Annotated in this window: 3 protein-coding genes; 2 read left to right on the forward strand and 1 reads right to left on the reverse strand. The window is 71.3% G+C overall.

Features of this window, described 5'->3' with window-relative positions; translation table 11 throughout:
* The first annotated feature begins 57 nt into the window (after window positions 1–57).
* Window positions 58–1182 (forward strand): acyl-CoA dehydrogenase family protein, encoded by a 1125-nt coding sequence (locus tag OOT08_RS14025; protein ID WP_325093407.1) that lies wholly within the window; start codon window positions 58–60, stop codon window positions 1180–1182.
* Between the two features lie 34 nt (window positions 1183–1216).
* On the opposite strand, the gene OOT08_RS14030 is transcribed toward OOT08_RS14025, so the two are convergent.
* A complete protein-coding gene (locus OOT08_RS14030) occupies window positions 1217–2236 on the reverse strand; it encodes a LacI family DNA-binding transcriptional regulator (RefSeq protein WP_325093409.1) in 1020 nt (339 codons plus the stop codon).
* A 160-nt stretch (window positions 2237–2396) separates the two neighbouring features.
* Between OOT08_RS14030 and OOT08_RS14035 the strand changes: the two genes are divergently transcribed.
* Window positions 2397–3218: amidohydrolase (locus OOT08_RS14035; protein WP_325093411.1), on the forward strand; the 822-nt coding region annotated here is incomplete at its 3' end.

A 3218-nucleotide genomic window follows, 5' to 3' on the forward strand; every position in this document is an offset into this window, starting at 1 on the left:
ATTCCACCAACCTATCAAGCCCTCGCCGCGGCCAGCGCGGCGGCGTAGGCTGGGGGCATGACGAATCGGGAACTGTCCGCCGACCTGCTCGACACGATCCGCGGCCGGGCCGCGGCCTACGACGCCGAGAACCGCTTCTTCGAGGAAGACTTCGCCGAGCTGCGCGGGGCCGGATACCTCGCCGCCGCCGTGCCCGTCGCCTTCGGCGGCTGGGGGCTCACCCTCGCCGAGCTGAGCGCCCAGCAGCGCCGCCTCGCCGCCGCCGCCCCGGCCACCGGCCTCGGCGTCAACATGCACCACGTCTGGGTGCAGGTCGCCCGCTTCCTGCACGAGCGCGGCGACAGCCGCCTCGACTGGGTGCTCCGCGACGCCGCCGCGGGCGAGGTCTTCGCCTTCGGCATCTCCGAGGCCGGGAACGACGCCGTCCTGATGGACGCGAACACCCAGGCCGTGCCCGACGGCTCGGGCGGGTACCGGCTCTCCGGCACCAAGATCTTTACGACCCTCTCGCCCGTGTGGACCCGGCTCGGGGTGCACGCCCGCGACGAGACCGGCCCCGACGGCCCCCGCGTCGTGCACGGGTTCCTCCGCCGCGACGACGCCGGGATCTCGCACCCCGGCGTCTGGAACCCGCTCGGGATGCGCGCCACCCAGTCCTACACGACGAAGCTCGACGGCGCGCGCATGCTCGGCGCCGACGTCACCGCCCGCGTCGAGCCCTACGACGGCTCGGACGCGCTCATCCTCGGCATCTTCTCCACGTTCTCCCTGCTCACCGCTTCCGTGTACGCGGGCATCGGCGACCGCGCCATCGAACTCGCGACCGAGGGGGCGCGCCGCGCCGCGGGCGAGGGCACCCGCCTCGACGACCCCGACGCCGCCGCCCGGCTCACCGCCGCGGTCCTCGAGCACCGCGCCTCCCTCGACGCCCTCGCGATCCTGAACCGCGACATCGACGAGCGCGCCAGCCGCGACGACTGGTTCCTCGCGCTGGCCGCCGCAAAAAACCGTGTCACCGACGAGGCCAGGGCCGCCGTCGAGGTCGCCTTCCGAATGCTCGGGGCCCGCGGCTTCCAGGCCGACAGCGAGCTCGCCCGGATGTACCGGGACGTCCTCGCCGGGCTCTTCCACCCGTCGAGCTCCCGCGCGCTCGCCGCAACGGTGCGCGGCACCCTCGCCTGATCGGCGGGGCGGGGGCTCCGCGTCTGCTGGCCCGCTACGTGGCGCGGGCGATGATGGGCGCGGGGATGACCTCGTAGCTGGGCGGCGAGGGGCGCTCCGGGAGCTTGAGTAGCCGGTGAATCATCTGGGCGGCGCGCACGCCATAGGCGTAGGGGTTCATGTCCACCGAGGAAATCGGCGGCGTGTGGTACTGCATGATGGTGCTGTCCACCCCGGAGACGAGGTGCACGTCCTCGCCGACCGAGAGCCCCATGCTCCGCAGCACCCCGGCGATGCGGAGGGCGAAGCCGTCGCCGCAGACGAAGAGTCCGTCGCGCGCCTCCCGCTCCCGCTGCGCGTCGCCCGGCTGGCGGGCGCTGGGGAGCGCGCGTTCCAGAATCTGCCGAACCTCCTCGTTGCTGTGGGTGACCGAGGTGCGGATGACCGCGGGCTCAATGCCGCGCTCGGCGCACCAGGCGAGATAGCCGCGCTCGACCTGCGCGGTCCAGTCGGAGACCGTCTCCACGGTGAGGAGCGCGGGCAGTCGGCTGCCGCGCGACGCGAGGTGCCCGAAGGCCTCCCGCACGAGGCCCGCGTTGTCCGACTCGATGATGCCCCAGGGGCGCTCCGCCGAGGGCGGGGGCGGGTCGAGGGTGACGGTCGGGGTGTCCCCGCGGAGCAGCTCGAACATGCCGAGGTCATCCGAGTGGGGCTCCACGATGATGAGGCCGTCCACCGAGGGGAAGTCCCGCACGTCGCCGTTTTCGAGGGCCGAGGGCAGGAGGACCGGGGAGAGGTCGGTGTCCGCAAGCCCGGCCGTGATCCCGCGGGTGACCTCGGCGAAGTACAGCGAGTATTCGAGCACGGTTGACGGGAAGTAGACCCCGATCGCGCCCGTGCGGGCGAGCCGGAGCGACTGCCCCATGCGATTGGGCTTGTAGCCGAGCTCCTCGGCCGTGCGCAGCACCAGATCTCGGGTTTCCTCGGAGACGCCGGGCTTCCCGTTGATCGCCATGGAGACGGCCGCGGCGGAGAGGTCGAGCTGTTCCGCGATCTTCTTCAGCGTGACCGCCACACACGTTCCTTTCGCTCGAAAGCAGTTCGGATCTGGGGGTTTTTGGGTACACCCTGGGCCGAATTGACGGAGCAGGGTTCGGTGGGTAGTGTTCCCGGTATCGCTTAAACGATTAAGTACCCCCGGGTACCCCCAGCATACCGATACAAAGGAGTAAGCGTTGACCGGACGGCTCGACCTCGCATTTACCAACGGCGCACTGTTTGACGGGGAGCGATACCACCCCGCCCCCGTGCACGTCGGGGTCCGGGACGGCAGGATCGCGCTCGTCGGCGACGCCGTCCTCGACGCCATCGCCGAGGACACCGAGGTCGTCGACGCGACCGGCCGCCTCCTGCACCCCGGAATGAACGACGCCCACGTGCACCCGGTCGAGGCGGGGATGGAGATGCTGGGGTGCAATCTCGCGGACGGCTACACCCGCGAGGACTACCTGACCCTGATCCGCGACTACGTGACCACGCACCCCGAGGTGGAGTGGATCATCGGGGCCGGGTGGCAGCAGGCCGCGTTCCCGGGCGGCACCCCGCTCGCGGAGGACCTCGACGCACTCTGCGCCGACCGCCCGATCATCCTCTCCAACCGCGACCACCACAGCGCCTGGGTGAACCGGGAAGCCCTCCGCCGCTGCGGCATCGACCGGAACACCCCGGACCCGGCCGATGGCCGGATCGAGCGCGACGCCGACGGCGAGCCGACGGGCACCCTGCACGAGGGGGCGCGGATGCTGGCCCTCTCGCACGCCCCCGAGCCCACCTTCGAAGAGATGTACGCCGGGTTCCTCGTCGGCCAGGAGAAGCTCCTCCAGTACGGCATCACGAGCTGGCAGGACGCCCTCATCGGCCAGTACGGCAACCACAGCCCCGCGTTCTACGACGTCTATCGCCGAGCCGAGGAGACCGGGGAGCTGATCGCCCGCGTCAACGGAGCCCTCTGGTGGGAGCGCAGCCAGGGCCTCGAGCAGATCCCCGCCTTCGAGGAA

This window comes from Leucobacter sp. M11 (assembly GCF_035726885.1).
In the GTDB taxonomy this organism is placed as follows: Bacteria; Actinomycetota; Actinomycetes; order Actinomycetales; family Microbacteriaceae; genus JAPFRB01.

What these genes read in the sequence shown, in the direction of transcription:
- OOT08_RS14025 (WP_325093407.1), top strand. Translation starts at nt 58, where the DNA reads ATGACGAATCGGGAACTGTCCGCCGACCTGCTCGACACGATCCGCGGC.